Consider the following 17,070-nt stretch of genomic DNA (forward strand, 5'->3'; position numbering starts at 1 on the left):
ATCACGGCTTGAGCGTGTCACCTCCGGCGGAGCGACGCATGCGCAGCATGCGGATCATGCCCTCTTCCAGCGCCTGGATATTGGCTTTCAGGCCCTGGATAAGGTCCGCCTCCTGTTGCGCCGAGAGCATGCTGTGATCGGCCGCCAGCATGGACTCCGCCTCGGTCTGAAGGACGTCGAATTCCTTGTACAAGGCGTCGAGATCGTCGATCAGGTCGATCAGGTCCTCGCGCTTTTGCGGCGTCGTGCCCATGGCGTCGAAGCGGGCGACGAGGTTGTCGTTACGGCTCGAGGCGGCTGAGTAGCGGGCCCTGTAGGCAGTGAAGCGATCCTGGAAAGCCTTGCCCTTGGCCTGCCCGCGCTGTTTGGCGCCCTGGGCCTGGGCGTCAGCGACGAAGGCCGCCGTGGCGCGGGTTTTCAGGTACGGGTCGGCCAGTGCGCCGGCCTCGTCCTCGATAATAAAGTTGCGATGCAGGCTATCGGCCTCAGTCCGATTGCCCAACAGGTCCGACAGTTCGATCAGCTTGGAACGCGCAGCGCGGTTGCCGGGCTCGGCAGCATAGATGGCTTGAAGGTGGACTCGGGCGCCCGCGTAGTCCTTCTGCGCCAGCTTGACGCGGCAGGCGATATAACGGGCGCCGATATTTTTCGGCTGGTATTGCAGCACAAGTTCGGCGTCTTTCACGGCGAGGTCATAGCGCGTCTGGGCTTCGTAGACCTGGGCGCGCATGAGGTAGACGCGCATGTCGGCGGGCGTCAGGGCGATGGCCTGGTTAAGTTGCGCCAGGGCCTCGTCCCACATCTTGACCCTGAACAGCAGAATGCCGCGGACATGCAGGACGCTGGCGCGGTCGATGTCCAGAGGTCCTTCGGCTACGGAATCGACAAAGGCGGCATCGTCCCAGGCCATGGGCAGAAGCTGTGCGGCGTTGAGATTGGTCAGGGCGCGCGCCCGATAAAGCCGGGCCTGCCAATTGTTCGGTTCGAGCCTTAAGGTCCGGGTGGCCAGGTTGACGACTCGCACAATATTGCGTGTCGATTGCGTCATATCGGTTTGGGAGGCTTCGGTCATCATTTGCGCGACGCTCGCCGGTTGCAGGCTTGAGAGCTTTTGCGCGTCGGTCTGGCCGCCGTCGCGCAGATTGGCCAGGACATGCTTGTGGGCGGCGGCGTGGGCACTCAGGTTGTTGTCAGCATCCTCGATACGAATGCGCAATTCATGGGCCGGGATGTAATCAGGGTCGCATTGCAGGGCGATATGAACGTCACGATAGGCTTCATAGGCCTTGCCCCTGGCGAACTGGTCGGCAGCCGATTTGGTCTTGCCCTCGGCCGAGCCCTTGCAACCCTTGAAGACACCGTCCTCGAACATCCTGTTGGCGAAGGTGTAGCGAATATAGCCGTCACGATCGATGGCGGTATGGAAGTCGCCCCCTGCGTTCTGGCCGGCAAAAGCCTTGCACTCGGCGCGTTTGAGAAAATCCTCGCCGACCATGGCGTAGGGGTGACCGGTGGCCTGGGATTTGTTGTAGCCATCGATGCAGGCCTGCCAGTCGCCAGCAAAATAGGCGTTGAGGCCGGCCTTTGCATGGCGCGAATAGGAGTCGGGAGAGGTGGCCGACGCCCTGCGATAATAGGGCACGGCCAGCCTGTGGTAGCCTTGCTGGTCGAGGCTGGTCGCCATCACGTAATTGGCGCTGTCGTTATCGGGCGCGATGGCCAGAAGTTCGATCAGGCGGCGTTCGCTGGTCCGTTGGTCGCCGTACCCGGCCAGGGCATCGGCAATATCGATCCTATCCGGCATCAGCATTTCGACGGCGAGCAGAGCCAGTTCGGGATCCTTGACGGTCTTATCGTTATAGGCCTTGATCTGCGCCTCGGTATAGGCGCGGCTGTTGGGTGCGATCAGCTCGGCGCGATAGGGTTCCGGCGTGGGAATGGGCTCACCGGCAACCTGACCGGCCGCCAGCAGAAGGATGGTGGGCATAGCCCAGGTGAAAATGTTGCGCACAGGCCCGGCCCCAAAACTTGCCGGTTCAGCCTAAGGCGCGGATCGGCGCGCAGCAAGGGGCTGCTTCGTTACAAATCCTGTAGGATTTTACAGCCGCGGTCAGATAAACTTCTGGAACCAGTCGAGGCAGTTTTTCCAGCCCAGCTCCGCCTGTTGTGCATTGTAGCTGGAGCGGTAGTCGGCGTGGAAGCCGTGCTGGGTGCCCGGCATGACGACCAACTGCGAGCGCGACTTGTGCGAGGCGCTGAGCACGTCGTTCATGTGCTGGACCGTGGCCAGCGGGATATTGCCGTCGTTTTCGGCATAGAGGCCCAGGACCGGCTTGGTCAGGTGTTCGGCGATTTCGATCGGCCACGGCCGGTCTTCGCTACCCATGAACTGATCCGTTGCCGGGCGTTCCAGGCGGCCGTACCAGGCCACGCCGGCCTTGATCTCGGGCATGGTGGCCGCCGCCATCCATACCGTGGCGCCACCCCAGCAGAAGCCGGTGATGCCGATATGGTTCATATCGGCGAAGGCCTTGCCGCCGAAGGTCTTGCGCGGCTGGCCGATGTCGGGGTTGGATTTCAGCCAGTAGACCGAGGCCTGGAGGTCGTTCATGACCTGCGAGTAGCTGGCGGCCTCGACCAGGCCCTTGACCGTGTCGAAGTCCTGGGCCGCCGCGGCATCGCCCTTGCGTGCGAAATAATCGATGGTCAGGGCGCAATAGCCTTGCTGCGCAAAGCGGCGGCAGACGTCGCGGATATATTCGTGGACGCCGAAGACCTCCGTGACGACCAGGATGACGGGGTGCTTGCCGGGTTTGGCCGGCATGGCGACATAACCCGGGATCACGTAACCGCCTTCCGATTTGAGCGGTGGAATGGAGACCTGTTTCGTAAACAGTCCCTCTTCGGAGGTATGAATCTTCTCGGCATTGACCGGACCGGTCGACAGGGCATAGCCGGCGAAAAACAAACCGGCCAGACCGCGGCGGCTGACGTGGAAGTCGCGGGCTTGCGAGCCTTCGGGACGCGTCAGGGGAAGGTTGGTGTCGGCCATGCTCGTCTCCTCTACAGGGTTGCGCCTTTCCGGCGGCATTAACTTTTCCCTGACGCGCGGTTTTAGCGTATTCCCAAAGGAAGGCAAGGCGTCTTCAAGGTGAACGGCTTGTACACTTTGTGCCGAGCTCCCATTTGGATCAGGCAATCCCCTAAAAGGTACAGCCAGCGCTGTCGAGTAACGGGGCCGGGGTCGGCGACCCCGGAATATCCTTAAAAAATATGAGTCCATTCCCTTGAAGGGTGAGATGGGTTACCCATATCGGCTACAGCTTTCAGGCACTTCATATTCCTCTACGGAGTTTGAGGGGCTTGAAAAAGTAAACAGTTTCATCTTAACGGGGATGGACAAACGCGGTGCTTGATACCAAAAGGCCGCAACGACCATTCGCCTCAACGGAGCAGATTTAAAACCCATGGCTAAAATCATCGGTATCGATTTAGGGACGACCAATTCCTGCGTGGCCGTCATGGACGGCAAAACCCCCAAGGTCATCGAGAACGCCGAAGGCGTGCGCACGACCCCGTCCGTCGTCGCCATCGTCGATGACAGCGAACGTCTGGTGGGGCAGCCGGCCAAGCGCCAGGCTGTGACCAACCCCGGCAACACCTTCTTCGCCATCAAGCGCCTGATCGGCCGCACCTATACGGATCCGATGGTCCAGAAGGACAAGGGCATGGTGCCCTTCGACATCACCAAGGGCCCGAATGGCGATGCGTGGGTCAAGGCCCACGGCACCGACTATTCGCCGCAGCAGATCTCGGCCTTTATCCTGGTCAAGATGAAGGAAGCCGCTGAAGCCTATCTGGGTGAAACCGTTACCCAGGCGGTCATCACGGTTCCGGCCTATTTCAACGACGCCCAGCGTCAGGCCACCAAGGACGCCGGCAAGATCGCCGGCCTGGAAGTGCTGCGCATCATCAACGAGCCGACAGCCGCTGCCCTGGCCTACGGTCTCGACAAGGATAACAACAAGAAGATCGCGGTCTATGACCTCGGCGGCGGCACGTTCGACGTGTCGGTGCTGGAAATCGGCGACGGTGTCTTCGAAGTGAAGTCGACCAATGGCGACACCTTCCTCGGCGGTGAAGACTTCGACATGCGCGTCGTTGACTACCTGGCCGACGAGTTCAAGAAGGAAAACGGCGTCGATCTGCGTTCCGATAAGCTGGCCCTGCAACGCCTGAAGGAAGAAGCGGAAAAGGCCAAGAAGGAACTGTCGACGGTTGCCCAGTACGACCTGAACCTGCCTTTTATCTCGATGAATGCCTCGGGCCCGCTGCACCTGAACCTGAAGCTGACCCGCGCCAAGCTGGAAAGCCTGGTCGAGGACTTGATCCAGAAGACGATTGGGCCCTGCCAGCAGGCGCTGAAGGATGCCGGCCTGAAGGCGGCCGATATCGATGAAGTCGTCCTGGTCGGCGGCATGACCCGCATGCCCAAGGTTGCCGAAGCCGTGAAGGCCTTCTTCGGCCGCGAACCGCACAAGGGTGTGAACCCGGACGAAGTCGTGGCCCTTGGCGCCGCCATCCAGGCCGGCGTTCTGCAAGGCGACGTCAAGGACGTTCTGCTGCTGGACGTGACTCCGCTGACGCTCGGTATCGAAACCCTGGGCGGCGTGTTCACTCCGCTGATCGAACGTAACACCACGATCCCGACCAAGAAATCGCAGGTCTTCTCGACCGCCGACGACAACCAGTCGGCCGTGACGATCCGCTGCTTCCAGGGCGAACGCCCGATGGCCGGCGACAACAAGCTGCTGGGTCAGTTCGACCTGGTCGGCATCCCGCCGGCGCCGCGCGGCGTGCCGCAGATCGAAGTCACCTTCGACATCGACGCCAACGGTATCGTCAATGTCCATGCCAAGGACAAGGCGACCAACAAGGAGCACTCGATCCGCATCCAGGCCAATGGCGGTCTGTCGGATGCCGATATCGAGGACATGATCAAGAACGCCGAGGCCAACAAGGCGGAAGACGAGAAGCGCAAGGCGCTGATCGAAGCCCGCAACCAGGCCGACGCGCTGATCCATTCGAGCGAAAAGTCGCTGAAGGAATTCGGTGACAAGGTTTCGCCGGCTGACAAGACGGCGATCGAAACCGCCCTGGCTGATCTCAAGACGGCCAAGGACGGCGAAGATGCCGAAGACATCCGCGCCAAGTCGAACACGCTGATCCAGGCGTCGATGAAGCTGGGTGAAGCCATGTACGGCCAGCAAGGGGAAGGCGAAGACGCCAGCGCCCAGGCTCAGGCCGATGACGGTGTGGTCGACGCCGATTTCGAGGAAGTCGACGACGACAAGAAGAGCGCCTGAGGGCCTCATGAGCGCCCCTGATTCCCGTATTGAGGTAAGGTGGGCGCTCTCGAAGGATGCAAGAAGGGCGGCAGGGTTTGACTCCTTGCCGCCGCTGCATCACAAACTATATCATATATGTATGGATAGGGCCGCAAGGCCGGTAACCGGCGCGAAATCTATGTCGCGTAAGGTAACGGCTGATGTCGGGGCATAGGTCATGAGCAAGCGTTGCTACTACGAAGTGCTGGAAGTTGAGCGGACCGTCGATGACGCGGCCCTGAAAGCGGCTTTTCGCAAGAAGGCGATGGAGCACCATCCCGACCGTAATCACGGTGATGACGGCGCCGAAGCGCGTTTCAAGGAGGTCAATGAGGCCTATGGCGTGCTGAGCGATGCGCAAAAGCGCGCCGCCTATGATCGCTTCGGCCACGCCGGCATGAACGGCCAATCGGCTGGCGGCGGCTTCAACGGTTTTGCCGGCGGCTCGCAGGGCTTCTCCAATGTCGAAGATATCTTCTCGGAAATGTTCGGCGACATCTTCGGCCAGCAGCGCCGCCCCTCGGGGCCGCAGCGCGGGTCGGATGTCCGCTTCGACTACGAAATCAGCCTGGAACAGGCTTATCAGGGCGCCGAGGTCGAGATCGTCGTTCCGACCACCATGACCTGCGAAACCTGTCGCGGTTCGGGCGCCAAGGCGGGCACAAAGCCCTCGACCTGCATGACCTGCGGCGGCCAGGGGCGTGTGCGTACCTCCAACGGCTTCTTTGCCGTCGAACGCAGCTGCCCGGCCTGTAACGGCCAGGGCAGCGTCATCAAGGAAGCCTGTGCCGATTGTCGCGGACACGGCCAGGTGCGGCAGAACAAGACCCTGAAGGTCAATATCCCGGCCGGCGTCGATGACGGTGCGCGTATCCTGCATCGCGGCGAAGGCCAGGCGGGCGCCAAGGGCGGACCGAAGGGCGACCTGTATATTTTCCTCAGCGTGGCCGAACACGATATTTTCGAACGCGACGGGCTGGACCTGCATTGTTCGATCCCCGTGCCGATGACAACGGCGATCCTGGGCGGCGCCCTGGAAGTGCCTTGCCTGATGGGCGGGGCCAATTGCGACGGCCAGTGCAAGCTGGAGGTCACCATCCCCGAAGGCGCCCAGACCAACCACAAGGTCAAGCTGAAGGGCCGTGGCATGCCGGGGCTCAATTCGCGGCAGAAGGGCGACCTGATCGTCGAGCTGTTCGTCGAGACGCCGCGGCATTTGACGGCGCGCCAGAAGGAGCTGATGAAGGAATTCGCCAGCCTGTCCGAAGCGCAGTCCTACAGCCAGAGCCAGGGCTTCATGCACAAGGCCAAGCGCTTCTGGGAAGACATCACCGGCGCGGCGGCCCAATAGGTGACGCCGACGGCCCTCAAGCCCCAGATTGATATTTCGGTGCTCGACCAGGTCGATATCCGGGTCGGGACGATCCGAAGCGTTGGCGACGTGCCGGGCTCGGACAAGCTGCTGGCCCTGACCGTGTCGTTTGGCGACCACGACCGCACGATTTTATCCGGCATGAAGCAGGAACGGCCCGACCCGCAGCTATTGGTCGGGAAGCAGGCCTTGTTTGTCGTCAATCTCAAGCCGCGCAAGATGGCCGGGATGCTGTCGGAAGGTATGTTGTTCGACATCGGCTACAGCGATGGCATTTTGCCGGTGCTGGCGTCACCTGAAGCACCGGTGCCGGACGGCGCCAGGGCCGGCTGATTCATGTTGGACATCGACGGCTTTATACGCCGCAACCTGCGTCTGGGCACAGCACCGGGTATTCCTGAAATCCAGCTCTACCAGGGCCACGCCGGCAGCGGTCTGAGTCGCCTGTCGGAGGACGGTCCGCCACCCTACTGGGCCTATGGCTGGGCCGGCGGAACCGTGCTGGCGCGGTATATCCTGGAACATCGCGAAATCATTGCCGGGCGGCGGGTACTGGATCTGGGCTGTGGCTCGGGCATTGTCGCCATAGCCGCGGCGCTGGCGGGCGCGGACGAGGTTCTGGCGACCGACAACGATCCGCATGCCCTGGTGGCGACGCAGCTGAACGCGCAGGTCAATGCTGTGGCGGTGAGCCTTGTCGCGGCGGGTCGGGCAGATGTCGATCTGATTTTGGCCGGCGACGTATTTTATGACAAGGCCGTGGCGGATGTCATGACGCCCTATTTGCAGGGATGCGTAACCGACGGGATAGACGTGCTGGTCGGCGATCCGGGCCGTCAATGGCTGCCGCGCCATAATCTGAAACCATTGGCCGAATATGTCGTGCCGGATTTCGGACGCGCAAAGGCGGATCTCAGGCCCAGTGCCGTTTACGCCTTTCAGAAGGGCTAAGGCCAGGGGGCAAGCCCCCTGGACCCGATAACGCGACAGCGCCGCATGAAAACAGCATTTATGCTTTGACCGCACGCCTGCAAGGCCATATCGGAATAGTCGGCGGACACGAGGTCCGTGCATTCTTACGACAAGGTTTCCCATGGCTGCCGCACCAACCACCCGCTTCGCCATCAACGGTTACAAGGGCCGCATGGGCCAGGCCGTGGCTAAGGTGCTGGACGAAGGCAAACACACGGTCACTGCCCGCTACGAGCATGGCGACATGATCGACCTGACGCGCGCCGATGCAGTGATCGACTTTTCGACGCCGGAAGCTTCGCTGGCCCTCCTGGAAGCCTGCGCCGGCGAAGGGCTGAGCCGGCCGCGCCCCATGGTCCACATCATCGGTTCGACCGGCTTCACGTCCGAGCAGCGTGATCGCCTGATCATGTTCGCCGACGAGGTCGTCATCGTCCAGTCGGGCAATTTCTCGCTGGGCGTCAATCTGCTGATGGGACTGTTGAAGCAGGCCAGCGCCCGTCTGGCGGCCGAAGACTGGGATATCGAGATCGTCGAGGCGCATCACCGCCGCAAGGTCGACGCACCGTCGGGCACGGCCCTGATGCTGGGCGAAGCCGCGGCCTATGGCCGTAATGTCAAGCTCGACAAGGTCAAGGTGGCGGCACGCGACGGCATCACGGGCGCGCGTACGCCGGGCGAAATCGGTTTTTCGGTGATTCGCGGCGGCGGTATTGTGGGCGAGCATTCGGCCATTCTGGCGTCGGAAGACGAGATCCTGACCCTGTCGCATTCGGCGCGCGACCGGACCTTGTTCGCACGCGGCGCCGTGCAGGCTGCACTGTGGGGCCGCAAGCAAAAGGCGGGATTCTACGATATGCAGGACGTGCTGGGGATGTAAACCGGATTTAGGTTCTCGCGTGAGCTTGGCTACAATTTTGCGGAACGTCTTGATCCTACAGTAACTTTCAACGCAGAAAGCGCGGAAAAGTCGGATGGCCGCGGAAAAAGGGGAGCCGGCGGACAGACTGCGCCCGAAGGGCTGTCATCCGAACCGTTGGCAATTCACGCGGCAGGAAGGCGCTTCGCGCGGCAGAAGCAGCACCCGAAATTTCTGTGTCTTTCCGTCTTTTCTGCGCTTTCCGCGTTGAAAATTGCTGTAATTTCAAAATATTAAGCCGTCGGCAACGCCGTCATGAACGACTGGCAACTGCGGGTCGAAGGCATAAAAAATCCGGACTTCGAGAGAAGCCCGGATTTGTTAAACCGGATGGCTGTTCGTCAGGCTTTTTTGCTTTCGAACTTCATGGCGGATTTCAGTGTGCCAAGCAGTCCGACAGCGCCGTAGGCGATGATGAACAGGATAAAGACCTGGACGATGGAAGACAGGTGGCGAACGTCGGGCATGTCCATGGTGCGGCCGATCAGGGCCGGCCAGAAAATGCGAATACCGATCGCCAGAACGACGGCAACCGCCGCCTTAAGCAGGTAGCGATCGGGCTTGGGTTGGAAGAAGCCGATCAGAATGCCGACGATCAGCACCGGAACCGGGTTAACCGAGTTGTAGGCATCCTTTAGCCCGTCACCCAGTGCAAGTAGAAAATTCCATATATCATTCATAAGCTTATCCCTTGTCTGGTTGATTCGAAACTCATGGCAATGGGGTACGCGCCGTTAACCAATCTCGCGAGAGAAGACGGCAAAAAGGCGGCTGTCAAGCGTAAAGAAGCGATACGTTTTTGGTGGGGTAGTGGGATCAATGCCCGTTGGGCTTGGGCTGGGGCTGGCGCGACACCAGCGACATGGTGCTTTTGATCATGTGCAGCAGGCGGATGACCACCCAGGCAATCAAAACCAGGACGACCAGTTGAATCTCGGTTTCAGGCTGTGTCAGGTCCGGCCAGATCGGCTTGTAACCCGACGCCAAAGGCCAGGCAGCCGCGACAAAAACGGCCGGAATGACGGCGATCAGGGCCTTGAGACTGTAGAATCCGCGCTGCGACTGGATCATGCCGATGAACAGGCTGGTGACCAGAACCGGGACCGGATTCAGGCCGACCAGAGCCGCCTGGGTCGAATCCCACATGGCAAAAGCAAACTGTACCGCGTCGCCGCCTAGATTGTCACTCATAGTCCAAAGCCCTTCTGTCGCTGCCCGGTTCAGCATGCGTCCTGGCAGTCTCGCTGGCAGAGTTTGGCAGGCCCGTGCATCAAGATTCGATACGGATACGCGCCATATAAGGCTGCGGTGCTTCGCGGGCACAGCAAAGTGACATAATGTGGTTATGTGATCACAGTTGTGTGTTGCTACGCGAGTAGGATTCGCGCAGCAGGGGAATATTATCCGCGTCCGGTCGAGCCGAAACCGCCTTCGCCACGTGAGGTGGCGCCAAGGGCCTCCTGGACGTCCCAGACAATGCGGGCGTGCTGGGCAACGATCATCTGGGCGATACGATCGCCGCGATTGATGATGAAATCCTCGGCGCCGAGATTGACCAGGATGACCCCGACCTCGCCGCGATAGTCGCTGTCGATCGTGCCCGGCGAATTCAGGCAGGTGATGCCGAATTTCAGTGCCAGGCCGGAGCGCGGACGGACCTGGACTTCATAGCCCTGGGGTACGGCGATCTTCAGGCCGGTCGGCACAAGCGCGCGACCCAGTGGCTTGAGGGTCAGGGTTTCGCCCTCGGGGATGGCAGCGCGCAGGTCGAGGCCGGCCGAGCCTTCGGTTTCATAGGCCGGCAGGGCCAGACCGACGGCGTGCGGCAGCTGCTGGACGTGCGCGGTGACGTCATGGGAAGGTTCGGTGAGAACGTGAGCGTTCATGGGCGGGCCTCGGAAATCGTTAATACGATCTTAATCGCACGATTCCACGCGGCGCCCCAGAGCGTCAGGCCAGACGCCTGTGGATATAACCGGCCAGGAAGTCGGCGATATCGGCCTTGGTGTCGCCGGCGATCGGTGTAAAGCCGTCAAGATCGACGAGGGACGCCTGGTTGCGAGGAGAGCCGAAGACGCCGTTCGATACGTCATTGGCCAGGATGGCGTCGCAACCCTTGGAGGCCAGCTTGGCGCGGGCATAGGCTTCCAGGTCGCTGGTTTCCGCGGCAAACCCGATAACCAGACGCGGCCGCATGTAGAGATGCTTCGATACGGCTTCCAGAATGTCCGGATTTTTGACAAAGGTAACGCTGAGTTCGGGCTCAGCGGTCTTCTTCTGTTTTTCGGCAGCCGGGGTCTTCGGGCGCCAGTCGGCGACGGCGGCCACCGCAACAAAGACGTCGCACGGCAAGGCGGCGTGGGCCGCATCGAACATCTGCTGCGCGGTCTCGACATCGACGCGGGTGACGCCCGGCGGCGTCGCCAGGGCGACCGGACCCGAAATCAGGGTCACGTCGGCGCCTTCGCGCGCCAACCGTTCGGCGATGGCGTAGCCCTGCAGGCCGGAACTTCGGTTGGTCAGTCCGCGCACCGGATCGAGCGGTTCGAATGTGGGGCCGGCGGTCAGGACGATCTTTTTGCCTGACAGACGCGTGCTGGGGGTGAGATGGCCCAGGATGGCCGTCAGAATATCCGCAGGCTCGCTCATCCGGCCCAAGCCGTATTCGCCACACGCCATATCGCCCTCTTCGGGGCCGACGAAATGTACGCCGTCGGCCTTTAAGGTCGTGAGATTGCGCTGGGTCGCCGGGTGGTGCCACATGCGGACATTCATCGCCGGTGCCATCAGGACGGGCTTGTCTGTGGCCAGGAGCAGGGTCGAGGCGAGGTCGGAGGCCATACCTGTCGCCAGGCCGGCCATCAGGTTGGCGGTGGCCGGCGCGACGACGACCAGGTCGGCCTGGCGCGATAGCGAGATATGGCCCATCTCGGTCTCATCGGTCAGGTCGAACAGATCCTGATAAACCTTGTCACCGGACAGGGCGGCGGCGGTCAGGGGCGTGATGAACTGTCCAGCGGCCTTTGTCATGACCACGCGAACGGCGATGGCGGACTTTTTCAGCAGCCGGATAAGCTCCAGCGACTTGTAGGCCGCTATGCCGCCGCCGATGATCAGGAGAACGCGCTGTTCGGTCAATCTGTCTCTCCGTCGTACTGGCGCCTGATCAGGCGCCGGCCTTCTCAGGTGCCAGGCCTTGTGCCATAGGTGAGGATCGGGAAGCAAGGTTGCAAGACACCGGAGGGATCGAGAGCATGGCGGGGCTGAACAGGTTCCTTATAGGTTGCCGGGCACTGTGTCTGACCCTTGTATTGGTGGCCTGCGGGCAGCCTCCGTCGGCTGTCATGACGGACGGTGACGGTACCGGACCTGTGGCAACCGAGGCGGATACCTCGGCCGCCGTTATCGATCGTCCGGTTCAGGCTGAGGCCCGGACCCAGACAGGCCCCCAAACCCCTGCGCAATCTTCGGTCGCGGCCGCGCGTCCCGGCAAAGCGCAGGCGGTTATCACCGATACGCGCTATGGCGACTGGCCGCTATGGTCGAAGAACCGGCAATATTCGGCGCTTGAAAACGCCCAGTACCACTTCGGCAAGCACGGGCCGGAATTCGGCGCGCGGTCGTATGAGGACTGGGTCGCCAAGGTCCATGCCTTCATCCATGCGCCGCCGCCGGGCACCCAGACCCTGCGGCGCAAGAATGGTGACCTGCTGATGTATGACCCGAAAGGCAATGTCTTTGCGGTCATGACGAAGCAGGGCGCACCGCGGACCATGTTCCGGCCCGACAACGGCGCGGCCTATTGGCAAGCGCAGAAGCAGATCGAGGCGAAACGCAAGCTGGGACGTGATCCGAAAGGCGAAGATTAACGCTGATGCACGTGTGTTGCGCTTTTCGTATTGCCCATTGACTGTCCTTCAGCCATTTTCGCATAGCCGGGGAAGGCGAGTATCAAGGCAGATTATGTTACGCTTTTTCAAGACGTCACAAGATGGGTACCGGCAAGGTCGCAACACTGTCGTCCGCTATGAGGCCAGGATAGGCGCGCTTGAGCGTTGCGCGCTGTTCGCCGTGGGCGCGGGCCTGCTGTGCTTCGCCTTCGCATTTTTCCAACTGCGCGATTTTTTCGTTTATTTCTTCCTGTGGCCGGGTGTTTTGCTGGCGTTGTGGGCGATGGGCTATGCTGTCTTCGGGCACAGCGAGACCTGGCGGCTAGATGACGAGGTGGTGGTGCAGCGGCAGCGCAATTGCGTCGGTTCGGTGCGGCACGTTTGGCGGTACAGCGATATCGGCGAGGTGCGGATTCGCGCCAAGATCGTCGATGACGGGGGGCGCAGCCGGGTTGAGATGCGCGTCGGCGAGCGCTGGCTGGAGTTGCCGGAACAGGTTAACCGCCAGGTCGCCGAGCGTATGCTGGCGGAGATTGTAGAGAAAAGGGGCGGGGATTAATATACTTGCGCCTCGCGGCACGCAGCTTTCCGATCAAACTTCCAACGACGTTTTAGGTCGTCATTGGCAATCCGTGTAGATGCGCGTGCGTATCATCCGTGCTTATCCGTGGCCAAATTCTTAAAAATGATGTGTCCGTACGCACAGACGATTGTGGACTGTACCGGCAGCAAGAAAAGGTTTGGCCACGGATAAGGCACGGATGCCGCCGCGCGGCACACGGATAAACAGCGCATGCTCTTTGTCAGGTGGAGGAGCGCCAGCAGATTCGCGCGCCATTCGCTATGGTCTTGCAGGAACTGGCGCGGCGTATGCCGCTTGTGACCTGGCCGGCCATGAGCTGAGGCTCAGCGTACCGCTATCCAGATCAGCACGGCCAGGGAAATGGCCGAGACGACCAGGGCGATCAGGCCGAAGGTGCGACCCTGCTGCGCCACGATCTTCAGGGTTTCGAGCTCCAGATTGACCCGGCCGGGCGTTCCCGGTTCGTCGTCATCGAGCCGCAGCTTGTGAACCAGCCGCTCGAACAGACGGCGGGCCTCGACCACCGGCGACAATTCGCGCGAGATCCAGGCGCGAACGACCGGACGGGCGGCCTCCCACAGATTGTGCTCAGGGTAGATGCGGCGGGCGACGCCCTCGACACTGACCATGGTCTTTTGCAGCAGGACCAGTTCCGGGCGCAGATGCATGTCGAACTGGGCGGTGATCTCGAACAGCTGCGACAGCAGCCGGCCCATCGAGACCTCCGTTGCCTGGCGACCCAGGACGGGCTCACCGACGGCGCGCAGGGCCTGGGCGAAGCTGTCGACATTCTGGTGGGCGGGGACGTAGCCGGCTTCGAAATGGACCTCGGCGACGCGCTTGTAATCGCGGCGCAGGAAGCCCCACAGCATTTCGGCGAGGTAGCGTCGCTCTTTCGGGCGCAGGCGGCCGATGATACCGAAATCGATGGCGATCAGCCTGGCTGGCGCCTGGACGAACAGGTTGCCTTCATGCAGGTCGGCGTGGAAGACGCCGTGGTCCAGCGCCTGGGACAGAAAGGCACGGATCAGGTTGTCGGCCAGCTCCTTGTGGTCGAGGCCCGGCAGGTTCAGGGTCTCGGGATCGCTGAGCGGCACGCCGTCGGCCCATTCCATCACCATGACGCGGCGTGATACGTGATGCCAGACGATCTTCGGCGCCCGCATCCACGGTTCGTCATTGATGATCTTGCCGATTTCGTCGGCGGCCGAGGCCTCCAGGCGCAGGTCCAGCTCGAGCAACAGCGATGTAGCGACGGTGGCGACAAAGGCCTGAGGCTCCAGGCGTTTGGTCGACGGGAAGAAGAAGGCGACCATGTCGGCGCCCAGGGTCAGCATGGCGATGTCGGCGGCGACGATCTGTTCGATATGCGGGCGCAGGACCTTGACCGCCACCTTGCGGCCGTCCTTCAAGACGGCGGCGTGGGCCTGGGCAATACTGGCCGAACCGATGGCATCGCCGAATTCGGAGAAGATGGCGTCGAGGGGCGCCCCCAGGGATTCGCGTATGGTCGCTTCGGCCACGGCCTTGGGGAAGGGCGACAAACGGTCCTTCAGGTGCGCCAGGTCGAGGATAAAGGTTTCGCCGAAGATATCGCCGCGCGTCGACAGGATCTGACCCAGCTTGATGAAGGCGGGCCCCAGCTGCTGGAACGCCAGGGCGTAACGCTCACCGGCGCGCAGGGTGGATTTCCGGGAGAACAGGGTGCGCAAGGTGGCAGCCCCGAAACGCGGTATGGGCGGCAGAAGGTAGGCGGTCTCCTTTGGCAACAGGGCGTCGTGGCGCAGCAGGACCCAGCCTGTGCGAACCAACCGCCCCCATGAATCCCAATTGGCCACCGGCTTTTACTTCCAGCCTTCGTGCAGGGCGACCACGCCGCCCGAGAAGTTGCTGTGGCTGACACGGATAAAGCCCGACCTGCGCATCATCCCCTTCAGGGTTTCCTGGTCGGGGAAGCGCTTGATGCTCTCGACCAGGTATTGATACGAGTCGCGGTCATGGGCGACCAACTGGCCCATGGCCGGGATGACCTTGAAGCTGTAGGCCTCGTAGATCTTCGAAATCACCGACGAGGTCGGGTGTGAGAATTCGAGACAGAAGAAGCGGCCGCCGGGCTTCAGCACCCGGTGGGCTTCGTCGAGCGCGCCCTGGACGTTGGACACGTTGCGGATGCCGAAGCTGATGATATAGGCGTCGACTGAGGCGTCAGGCAGGGCCAGGTTCATGGCGTCGCCGACCGACCACGAGATTTCCGGTTCGTGCAGCTTGAGGCGTTCAGACTTTTCGCGTCCGGCCATGATCATGGCTTCGTTATAGTCGATGATGCGGATATCGGCGTCGCGGGCCGCATTGCCGCGGGCGAGGCGGCGGGTCTTGGCGGCGCGGGCCAGCTTGGCCAGGCGGCGGGCGATGTCGCCGGTGCCGCCGGCCACGTCGAGAATGATTTCGCCCGGCTGGGGGTTGAGGCGGGCACAGGCGGCGTCCTTCCACAGGTGGTGGATGCCGCCGGACATGACGTCGTTCATCAGGTCGTAGCTAGAGGCGACGTTCTTGAAGACACCGTGGACCAGCGAGACCTTTTCGCGGGCGTCGACGTCCTTGAAACCGAAGGGAGATGTGGCAGTTTCGCTCATGCGAACGGTTTTAGACCGAACGTCTTAATTTGGCGAAACAAAAAACAGTAAAGGGGTTGTTGCGTCCGGGGACATATCGTCGCGGGGGAGTTGGGTGACGGTGCCGATCAGAGTTTTACGTCATCGACAGTGGAATTTTTTCGGCACGAAAAACACGAAAAATAGAAAAGCACGAACTTTCAGATGTGACTATTCTACGGCGCGAAGCGCCTTTGCGCGTTGATACGGCTTCACGATCGATTGCCCTTCGGGCGCAAAAAGCTTAGCGCACTTTGCGTTCGTGCTTTTCCATTTTTCGTGTTTTTCGTGCCGAAAAAATTCCACACCCAACGACGTGCGGTCACTGCGTTGCGCGAACCTGCCTGAACTGCCGTCGGAATCCCGGGCAAAAAAAGGCCGCGCACTACGGCGCGGCCAAGTTTACAGGGAGGAAACGCCCAGGAAGGGCATCGATGAGTGAACATCGAACAAGACTAATTTATGCTGCAATGCGGCAAATTTCAAGATATCAAATGTTCACATGCGGTTACATTTTGTCGCGGAATTGTCAGACAATGTGATCTGTTGGATACAATCGCGTGATCAGCATGCGTAGACCGGCCTCTACACGCTGCCAATCCTCGTCAGTGCGTAACGGCAGGCCCGAAAAAGCACCCGACGCCGTCGAGGACAGGACGAATTGCTGGATCGCGGCAATCAGCACCGCATTGATCAGACCGGCGTCGGGCGGCATGACCAGGGCGCCGCGCGCCGCCGCCATCCACTGCATCATGGCTCGGCTGCGCGCTTGGGTAAGGGGCGCCAGGCTTTGCGGCGCGGCCGACAATTCCCACAGGATGATCTTTTGCAACAAGGGATTGGCGCGCAAGGCGGCGAGATAGGCCTGGGCCAGATTGGCGACCCAGTCGCCATAGGTGGCGCCCGGCACAATGGCGGGCGGCGCCCCCAGCCAGGTCGCGACATCCGCGCCCATGGCTTCGAGCAGGCCGTCGAGCCCGCCGAAATAACGATAGATCAACTGCTTGTCGCAGCCCGCCTGGCGCGCCACGGCATTGACCCCGAACGCCTGGAAGCCCTGTTCGGCCAGGGTCAGCCGGGCAGCTTCGAGCAGGGCGGCGCGGGTGGCTTCGCGGTTACGCGACTTTGGCGGTTTGGCGGTATCGGTCATCGAAAATCCTTACAGATCATGATTTAGCGCGTGTTCGGCGACGAGCAAAGCAAAATAAGTCACCGGCCGGTGAATTATTTTGTTGCGCGCCTGAAAACATCTTGCTAGAGGCATGTCACCACATGGTGACTTAATCATAACGGAGG

General features: G+C 61.4%; 16 protein-coding genes. 7 read left to right on the forward strand and 9 right to left on the reverse strand.

The window, feature by feature from the left end:
• Window position 1 precedes the first annotated feature (1 nt).
• Together AC1DXO_RS05315 and AC1DXO_RS05320 are read right to left on the reverse strand one after the other, a co-directional pair.
• Window positions 2–2,011, reverse strand: coding sequence for a tetratricopeptide repeat protein (locus tag AC1DXO_RS05315; protein WP_476977055.1), 2,010 nt, complete (start codon window positions 2,009–2,011; stop codon window positions 2–4).
• 99 nt (window positions 2,012–2,110) lie between these two features.
• The gene (locus AC1DXO_RS05320; protein WP_476977056.1) at window positions 2,111–3,052 is read right to left on the reverse strand and encodes a dienelactone hydrolase family protein; all 942 of its coding nucleotides are present in this window, start codon (window positions 3,050–3,052) and stop codon (window positions 2,111–2,113) included.
• Window positions 3,053–3,467: 415 nt separating this feature from the next.
• Here AC1DXO_RS05320 and dnaK point away from each other — a divergent pair, with 415 nt between their 5' ends.
• The 5 genes from dnaK to dapB all read left to right on the forward strand — a co-directional run bounded on the left by dnaK (window position 3,468) and on the right by dapB (window position 8,611).
• Window positions 3,468–5,366, forward strand: a complete 1,899-nt coding sequence (gene dnaK / locus AC1DXO_RS05325; RefSeq protein WP_476977057.1) for a molecular chaperone DnaK — start codon at window positions 3,468–3,470, stop codon at window positions 5,364–5,366.
• Window positions 5,367–5,565: 199 nt separating this feature from the next.
• Window positions 5,566–6,738, forward strand: coding sequence for a molecular chaperone DnaJ (gene dnaJ / locus AC1DXO_RS05330; protein WP_476977058.1), 1,173 nt, complete (start codon window positions 5,566–5,568; stop codon window positions 6,736–6,738).
• Window positions 6,739–7,092, forward strand: a complete 354-nt coding sequence (locus tag AC1DXO_RS05335) for a hypothetical protein (protein ID WP_476977059.1) — start codon at window positions 6,739–6,741, stop codon at window positions 7,090–7,092.
• 3 nt (window positions 7,093–7,095) lie between these two features.
• Window positions 7,096–7,710 (forward strand): class I SAM-dependent methyltransferase, encoded by a 615-nt coding sequence (locus AC1DXO_RS05340; protein WP_476977060.1) that lies wholly within the window; start codon window positions 7,096–7,098, stop codon window positions 7,708–7,710.
• 142 nt (window positions 7,711–7,852) lie between these two features.
• On the forward strand, window positions 7,853–8,611 hold the full coding sequence (gene dapB / locus AC1DXO_RS05345) for a 4-hydroxy-tetrahydrodipicolinate reductase (protein ID WP_476977061.1): 759 nt from the start codon (window positions 7,853–7,855) through the stop codon (window positions 8,609–8,611).
• Between the two features lie 380 nt (window positions 8,612–8,991).
• Here the strand turns inward: dapB and AC1DXO_RS05350 are convergent, their stop codons facing one another.
• The 4 genes from AC1DXO_RS05350 to coaBC all read right to left on the reverse strand — a co-directional run bounded on the left by AC1DXO_RS05350 (window position 8,992) and on the right by coaBC (window position 11,788).
• Entirely contained in the window at window positions 8,992–9,330 is a 339-nt protein-coding gene (locus AC1DXO_RS05350; RefSeq protein ID WP_476977062.1) for a hypothetical protein, read from the reverse strand.
• A 136-nt stretch (window positions 9,331–9,466) separates the two neighbouring features.
• Window positions 9,467–9,841 carry a hypothetical protein gene (locus tag AC1DXO_RS05355; RefSeq protein WP_476977063.1) on the reverse strand — a complete coding sequence of 125 codons (375 nt, stop codon included), beginning with the start codon at window positions 9,839–9,841 and terminating at the stop codon, window positions 9,467–9,469.
• Between the two features lie 209 nt (window positions 9,842–10,050).
• On the reverse strand, window positions 10,051–10,536 hold the full coding sequence (dut, locus tag AC1DXO_RS05360; RefSeq protein ID WP_476977064.1) for a dUTP diphosphatase: 486 nt from the start codon (window positions 10,534–10,536) through the stop codon (window positions 10,051–10,053).
• 64 nt (window positions 10,537–10,600) lie between these two features.
• Window positions 10,601–11,788 (reverse strand): bifunctional phosphopantothenoylcysteine decarboxylase/phosphopantothenate--cysteine ligase CoaBC, encoded by a 1,188-nt coding sequence (gene coaBC, locus AC1DXO_RS05365; protein WP_476977065.1) that lies wholly within the window; start codon window positions 11,786–11,788, stop codon window positions 10,601–10,603.
• A gap of 206 nt (window positions 11,789–11,994) precedes the next feature.
• Here coaBC and AC1DXO_RS05370 point away from each other — a divergent pair, with 206 nt between their 5' ends.
• The gene (locus AC1DXO_RS05370) at window positions 11,995–12,519 is read left to right on the forward strand and encodes a hypothetical protein (RefSeq protein ID WP_476977066.1); all 525 of its coding nucleotides are present in this window, start codon (window positions 11,995–11,997) and stop codon (window positions 12,517–12,519) included.
• A 94-nt stretch (window positions 12,520–12,613) separates the two neighbouring features.
• Window positions 12,614–13,099, forward strand: a complete 486-nt coding sequence (locus tag AC1DXO_RS05375) for a hypothetical protein (RefSeq protein ID WP_476977067.1) — start codon at window positions 12,614–12,616, stop codon at window positions 13,097–13,099.
• Between the two features lie 347 nt (window positions 13,100–13,446).
• Here the strand turns inward: AC1DXO_RS05375 and ubiB are convergent, their stop codons facing one another.
• The 3 genes from ubiB to AC1DXO_RS05390 form a co-directional block, all read right to left on the reverse strand.
• Window positions 13,447–14,961 carry a 2-polyprenylphenol 6-hydroxylase gene (gene ubiB / locus AC1DXO_RS05380; RefSeq protein ID WP_476977068.1) on the reverse strand — a complete coding sequence of 505 codons (1,515 nt, stop codon included), beginning with the start codon at window positions 14,959–14,961 and terminating at the stop codon, window positions 13,447–13,449.
• Window positions 14,962–14,967: 6 nt separating this feature from the next.
• A complete protein-coding gene (locus tag AC1DXO_RS05385; protein ID WP_476977069.1) occupies window positions 14,968–15,756 on the reverse strand; it encodes a class I SAM-dependent methyltransferase in 789 nt (262 codons plus the stop codon).
• A gap of 547 nt (window positions 15,757–16,303) precedes the next feature.
• Window positions 16,304–16,924, reverse strand: coding sequence for a TetR/AcrR family transcriptional regulator (locus AC1DXO_RS05390; protein WP_476977070.1), 621 nt, complete (start codon window positions 16,922–16,924; stop codon window positions 16,304–16,306).
• Between the last annotated feature and the right edge of the window lie 146 nt (window positions 16,925–17,070).

This window comes from Asticcacaulis sp. P2_C5 (genome assembly GCF_056404555.1).

Coding starts and splice junctions, on each gene's coding strand:
- AC1DXO_RS05320 (WP_476977056.1), bottom strand. CDS start 3,052: ATGGCCGACACCAACCTTCCCCTGACGCGTCCCGAAGGCTCGCAAGCC.
- dnaK (WP_476977057.1), top strand. CDS start 3,468: ATGGCTAAAATCATCGGTATCGATTTAGGGACGACCAATTCCTGCGTG.
- dnaJ (WP_476977058.1), top strand. CDS start 5,566: ATGAGCAAGCGTTGCTACTACGAAGTGCTGGAAGTTGAGCGGACCGTC.
- AC1DXO_RS05340 (WP_476977060.1), top strand. CDS start 7,096: ATGTTGGACATCGACGGCTTTATACGCCGCAACCTGCGTCTGGGCACA.
- dapB (WP_476977061.1), top strand. CDS start 7,853: ATGGCTGCCGCACCAACCACCCGCTTCGCCATCAACGGTTACAAGGGC.
- AC1DXO_RS05350 (WP_476977062.1), bottom strand. CDS start 9,330: ATGAATGATATATGGAATTTTCTACTTGCACTGGGTGACGGGCTAAAG.
- AC1DXO_RS05355 (WP_476977063.1), bottom strand. CDS start 9,841: ATGAGTGACAATCTAGGCGGCGACGCGGTACAGTTTGCTTTTGCCATG.
- dut (WP_476977064.1), bottom strand. CDS start 10,536: ATGAACGCTCACGTTCTCACCGAACCTTCCCATGACGTCACCGCGCAC.
- AC1DXO_RS05370 (WP_476977066.1), top strand. CDS start 11,995: ATGACGGACGGTGACGGTACCGGACCTGTGGCAACCGAGGCGGATACC.
- AC1DXO_RS05375 (WP_476977067.1), top strand. CDS start 12,614: ATGTTACGCTTTTTCAAGACGTCACAAGATGGGTACCGGCAAGGTCGC.
- AC1DXO_RS05385 (WP_476977069.1), bottom strand. CDS start 15,756: ATGAGCGAAACTGCCACATCTCCCTTCGGTTTCAAGGACGTCGACGCC.
- AC1DXO_RS05390 (WP_476977070.1), bottom strand. CDS start 16,924: ATGACCGATACCGCCAAACCGCCAAAGTCGCGTAACCGCGAAGCCACC.